The organism is Mesorhizobium sp. M7A.F.Ca.US.006.04.2.1 (genome assembly GCF_004022915.1).
Lineage (GTDB): Bacteria > Pseudomonadota > Alphaproteobacteria > Rhizobiales > Rhizobiaceae > Mesorhizobium > Mesorhizobium ciceri.
Map to the genome: position 1 here is coordinate 1 of NZ_RZQA01000509.1, position 4,801 is coordinate 4,801.

The 4,801-nt window shown below is 64.8% G+C and carries 5 protein-coding genes and 1 pseudogene; all 6 read left to right on the top strand.

The window, feature by feature from the left end; translation table 11 throughout:
- A pseudogene (locus EN925_RS23875) lies at positions 1-269 on the top strand (ABC transporter); the annotation flags it as partial.
- A gap of 24 nt (positions 270-293) precedes the next feature.
- On the top strand, positions 294-1,202 hold the full coding sequence (locus tag EN925_RS23880; RefSeq protein WP_027160916.1) for an ABC transporter permease: 909 nt from the start codon (positions 294-296) through the stop codon (positions 1,200-1,202).
- Positions 1,199-1,987 (top strand): ABC transporter permease, encoded by a 789-nt coding sequence (locus tag EN925_RS23885; RefSeq protein ID WP_027160917.1) that lies wholly within the window; start codon positions 1,199-1,201, stop codon positions 1,985-1,987. The genes EN925_RS23880 and EN925_RS23885 overlap by 4 nt, the downstream gene beginning before the upstream one ends.
- A 1-nt stretch (position 1,988) precedes the next feature.
- Positions 1,989-3,098 (top strand): ABC transporter ATP-binding protein, encoded by a 1,110-nt coding sequence (locus EN925_RS23890; protein ID WP_127369073.1) that lies wholly within the window; start codon positions 1,989-1,991, stop codon positions 3,096-3,098.
- Positions 3,099-3,126: 28 nt separating this feature from the next.
- Positions 3,127-4,509, top strand: coding sequence for an FAD-binding oxidoreductase (locus EN925_RS23895; protein WP_013530465.1), 1,383 nt, complete (start codon positions 3,127-3,129; stop codon positions 4,507-4,509).
- Positions 4,510-4,518: 9 nt separating this feature from the next.
- Positions 4,519-4,801, top strand: a 283-nt coding sequence (locus tag EN925_RS23900) for a cupin domain-containing protein (RefSeq protein ID WP_128336982.1), incomplete at its 3' end; no start/stop codon positions are given.

Consider the following 4,801-nt stretch of genomic DNA (forward strand, 5'->3'; position numbering starts at 1 on the left):
CCATCCCGGTCGGCGCCAAGGACACCGACGCTTCCTACGCGCTGATCAACGCCTATCTCGGCAAGAAGTCGCAGGAGATCCTGACCGAGCAGACCTCCTACTCGCCGATCAACAACGAGGCACAGCCGAAGGTCGACGCATCCGTCGCCGCCTTTCTGACCAACACGCCGGACCACGCCAAGCTCGGCTATCAGCAGAACATCAAGTTCTGGGTCGCCAACTTCGCCGCCGCGTCCGACAAGTGGACAGCGCTGATGGCCGGCAACTGAGCCGGCTACCGCTGAGGTGACGGCGTGAGCCAGACATCGCATACGCCGACGGCCGGGGGTGATCATCCTCGGCCGCCAGGTGCCGTGCGGGCGCCGCAGCGGCGCCCGCGCCTTGCTGCCTATCCTTCGCTGCTGGCGATGCCCGCCTTGGCTTTGCTCATCGCCGCGATGGGCTATCCCTTGCTGACCGTCACGCTGCGCAGCTTCTCGGACCCATCTTGGGGCTTGCAGAACTATGTCTGGTTCTTTTCCACCCCGGTGAATGTCACCGTCCTGTGGCGCACCTTTTCCATCGCAGCCTGGGTCACCATCGTTTGCGTCATCGCCGCCTACCCCTATGCCTATCTCATGACGGCGGTCGGACCGCGCCTGCGGCTGGTCCTCATCCTGTGCGTTTTGGTGCCGTTCTGGGTCAGCGGCGTGGTGCGCACCCTGGCCTGGGTCATCCTGCTGCAGGATTCCGGCATCATCAATTCGGTCATCAGGCTGCTCGGCTTTGACGGCGTGAAGCTGATCCGCACGCAGACCGGCGTCGTCATCGGCATGGCGCAGGTGCTGCTGCCGTTCATGATCCTGCCGCTCTATTCGGTCATGCGCGGCATCGATCTGCGCCTCGTGCAGGCGGCGCGCAGCCTTGGTGCGCGCCCGGCACGCGCCTTCCTGCAAATCTATCTGCCGCTGTCGCTGCCCGGCGTTTTCGCCGGCGCCATCATCGTCTTCATCCTGTCGCTCGGCTTCTACATCACGCCTGCCCTGCTCGGCGGCCCGCGCAGCACCATGCTGTCGACGCTGGTGCAGAGCCAGGTGCTCAGCCTGCTCAACTGGGGCCGCGGCGGCGCCATGGGCGTCGTGCTGCTGGTCGCGACCTTCGTGCTTCTAGCGCTCGCCGCCCCGCTGATGCGCCAGCGCCACAAGCAGGCGTCCAGATCATGAGACTGGCACCATCCCGCCTTCTGCTCGGTCTGTTCTGCCTGCTGGTCGCCGTCTGGCTGGTGATGCCGACGCTGGTCATCATCCCGATGTCATTCAACGAGAAGAAGTCGCTCGCTTTCCCGCCGTCCGGCTTCTCCTGGCAATGGTACGAGAATTTCTTCACCAACCCCGATTGGCTGTCGAGCTTCTTCAATTCGCTGAGGGTCGCGGGCCTCGTCGCCGTCGCCGCCACGCTGATCGGCACGCTGGCGTCGCTCGGCCTCAGCCGCATGAAACATTCCGGCGCCGGCCTGCTGCGCGCCATCCTGATCACGCCGATGATCGTGCCCGGCGTGGTGCTGGCCATCGGCATCTACGCCGTCTATCTCGACTACCAGCTCGTCGGCACCACCACCGGCTTCGTCATCGCACATACGATGCTGGCGATCCCCTTCGTCATCATCGCCGTGTCGGCAAGCCTCGAAGTCTTCGACGCGCGGCTGGAGACGGCGGCGGCAAGTCTCGGCGCCAACCGCTTCACCACATTCCGCACCGTGACCTTGCCGCTGATCGCGCCCGGCATCCTGTCCGGGCTTTTGTTTGCCTTCGTCACCTCCTTCGATGAGATCATCGTCGCGCTGTTCATCACCAGTCCCTACCTGAAGACCTTGCCGGTGCAGATCTTCACCAGCATCACCCGCGACGCCGATCCGACGGTGACGGCCGTCGGAACCATCATCTTCATTGCCACGACGCTGATCATCAGCGCCGGGCTGATCATCAGCTCGAAATCGACGAGGAGTTGAGATGACTGCGAGGAAACGCGGCGCGGCCATCGACATCAAGTGCGCAACCAAGCGCTACGGCAATTTCACCGCACTCGACGATGTCAGCCTGCATATCGAGCCGGGCGAGTTCATGACGCTGCTCGGCCCCAGCGGCTCGGGCAAGACCACGACGCTCAACGTCGTCGCGGGCTTCACCGACCTCACCTCCGGCGACCTCGCCGTTGGCGGCAAAAGCATCGTCGCCCTGCCGGCCCACAAGCGCAACATCGGCGTTGTCTTCCAGCACTACGCGCTGTTTCCGCATATGACGGTCGGCAAGAACGTCGCCTATCCCCTCACCTTGCGCGGCATGGACAAGCAGGCGCGCGACCGTCTCGTCGTGCGCGCGCTGGACATGGTCAAGATGGCCGACTTCGCGCATCGCTATCCCTCCGAACTTTCCGGCGGCCAGCAGCAGCGCGTGGCGCTGGCGCGCGCCATCGTCTTCGATCCGCCGCTGCTGTTGATGGACGAACCGCTCGGCGCGCTCGACAAGAAACTGCGCGAATGGCTGCAGCTGGAGATCAAGCGCATCCACCGCGAACTCGGCACCACCTTCGTCTATGTGACGCACGACCAGGAAGAGGCGCTGGTCCTGTCCGACCGCATCGCCGTCTTCAATCAGGGCCGCATCGAACAGGTCGGAACCGGCCGCCAGCTCTACGACGAGCCAACGACCCTGTTCGTGGCCAAGTTCATCGGCGAATCGACCAGTTTGCGTGGCACCGCCCAGACGTCCGGAAGCGAGACCAGCCTGACGATCGCCGGCCAGAAGATCGTGGCCAACGGCAAGCTCGCCAGCGGCCGCAAACCGGTGGTCCTGCTGCGGCCGGAGAAGCTTTTGCTTGCCGGCACCAACACGCCTCCCGCCGCCGGGCAGAACAGCCTCACCGGTCAAGTCAGCGAGGCGATCTATCTGGGCTCCGGCTCGAAATACCAGGTGACGTTGCGCGACGGCTCGGTCGCCATCGTACGCTCGTCGCTGGAAGCCACACCGTTCTCGATTGGTGACACGGTCGATCTGCGCTGGTCGGTCGTCGATGCAAAACTTCTTGCCGACGACGATCGCGCCGACATGACGATGACCTGATCGCTCTTTCCCCGCAGGATTTTTAGACATGGACGCCAAAGTCAACGGCAACGTCTCGTTCTGGTATGCCGACATCGGCCTGCCGGCCTATCGCGCGCCGCTTCCGGGCGATCTCGAAGCCGATGTCTGCATCGTCGGCGCCGGCTACACCGGCCTGTGGACGGCTTATTACCTGAAGAAGGCCGATCCATCGATCCGCATCGCCATCGTCGAGCGGGAGTTCGCCGGCTTCGGCGCGTCGGGCCGCAATGGCGGCTGGTTGTCCGGCGGCTTCAGCTGGTCGCGCGAGAAATATCTGCAGACCTCGACGCGCGGCGCTGTCATCGACATGGAAACGGCCATGCATGGCACGGTCGACGAAGTGATCAAGGTGACCGAAGCCGAAGGCATCGATGCCGACATCCGCCGCGTCGACAATCTAACGGTGGCGACGAACCCGCCGCAGCTCGAACGGATCAACGCCGCCTATGCCGATGCGATCGGCTGGAGCGTGCCGAGCGAGCGTGTCAGCCTGATCGGCCAGGCAGAGGCCAAGGCCCGCATCAACATCAGGAATGTGCTTGGCGGTTATATCCACCACGGCACCGCGCGTGTGCAGCCGGCCAAGCTGGTGCGCGGCCTGTCCGAAGCCGTCGAGCGGCTCGGTGTGCCGATCTACGAGCAGACCACCGTGACCGGCATCGAGAAGGGCAAGGTCACGACGAACCGCGGCACCGTGCGCGCGCCGATCATCATCCGTGCCACGGAAGGGTTCACGGCCGGCATACCAGGCAATGAACGGCTCTGGCTGCCGCTCAACAGCGCGCAGATCATCACCGAGCCGCTGCCGCAATTACTGTGGGACGAGATCGGCTGGGAGGGCCATGAGCTTCTGGGCGACTCCGCGCACGCTTATTGCTATGCGCAGCGCACCAGGGAAGGCCGCATCACCATGGGCGGACGCGGCGTACCCTATCGTTACGGCTCGCAAACGGATGTACGCGGCCAGACGCAGCAGGCGACGATCGAAAGCCTGCACGCCATCCTCACCCGGCTGCTGCCGCAGACAGCCAGGCTTCGCATCGACCACGCCTGGTGCGGCGTTCTGGGCGTGCCGCGCGACTGGTGCACGACGGCAGGGCTCGATCCGCAGACCGGCATCGGCTGGGCCGGCGGCTATGTCGGGCTCGGCGTCTCGAGTTCCAACCTTTCGGGCCGCACGCTGCGCGACCTTATCCTGCGCCGCGACACCGAACTGACCCGCCTGCCCTGGGTCAACCGAAAGGTCAGCAAATGGGAGCCAGAGCCGATGCGCTGGCTCGGCGTCCACTCGATGTATCAGCTCTATCGCGTCGCCGACGAGCGCGAGGAAGCCGGCCTCCAGCACACGTCGAAACTGGCCGCAATCGCCGACCGCATCACAGGACATTGAGAGACTGCCATGACCGACTTCCAGACCTTCGCCCACCTCGCCTCCATCGACCTCGGCGAGCCTGAGCCCAAGCCGACCTCGATCAGCGGCGATCAGTTCGAAGCCTCGACGACGCTGTGGACCTCGCCGGATGGCGCACTGGAAGTCGGCGTCTGGGAGTGCACGCCGGGCCGCTTCACGGCCTCGCGCGAGACCAATTCCGAAACCTGCCACATCGTGTCAGGCCGGGTCTCGCTGCATGGTCCCGATGGCCGCAGCGAGGACGTCGGTCCGGGCGAAATGCTGGTGCTGC

Bases quoted from the DNA above. Each gene is read 5' to 3' on its own strand.
- EN925_RS23885 (WP_027160917.1), top strand. From the start codon at position 1,199: ATGAGACTGGCACCATCCCGCCTTCTGCTCGGTCTGTTCTGCCTGCTG.
- EN925_RS23895 (WP_013530465.1), top strand. From the start codon at position 3,127: ATGGACGCCAAAGTCAACGGCAACGTCTCGTTCTGGTATGCCGACATC.
- EN925_RS23890 (WP_127369073.1), top strand. From the start codon at position 1,989: ATGACTGCGAGGAAACGCGGCGCGGCCATCGACATCAAGTGCGCAACC.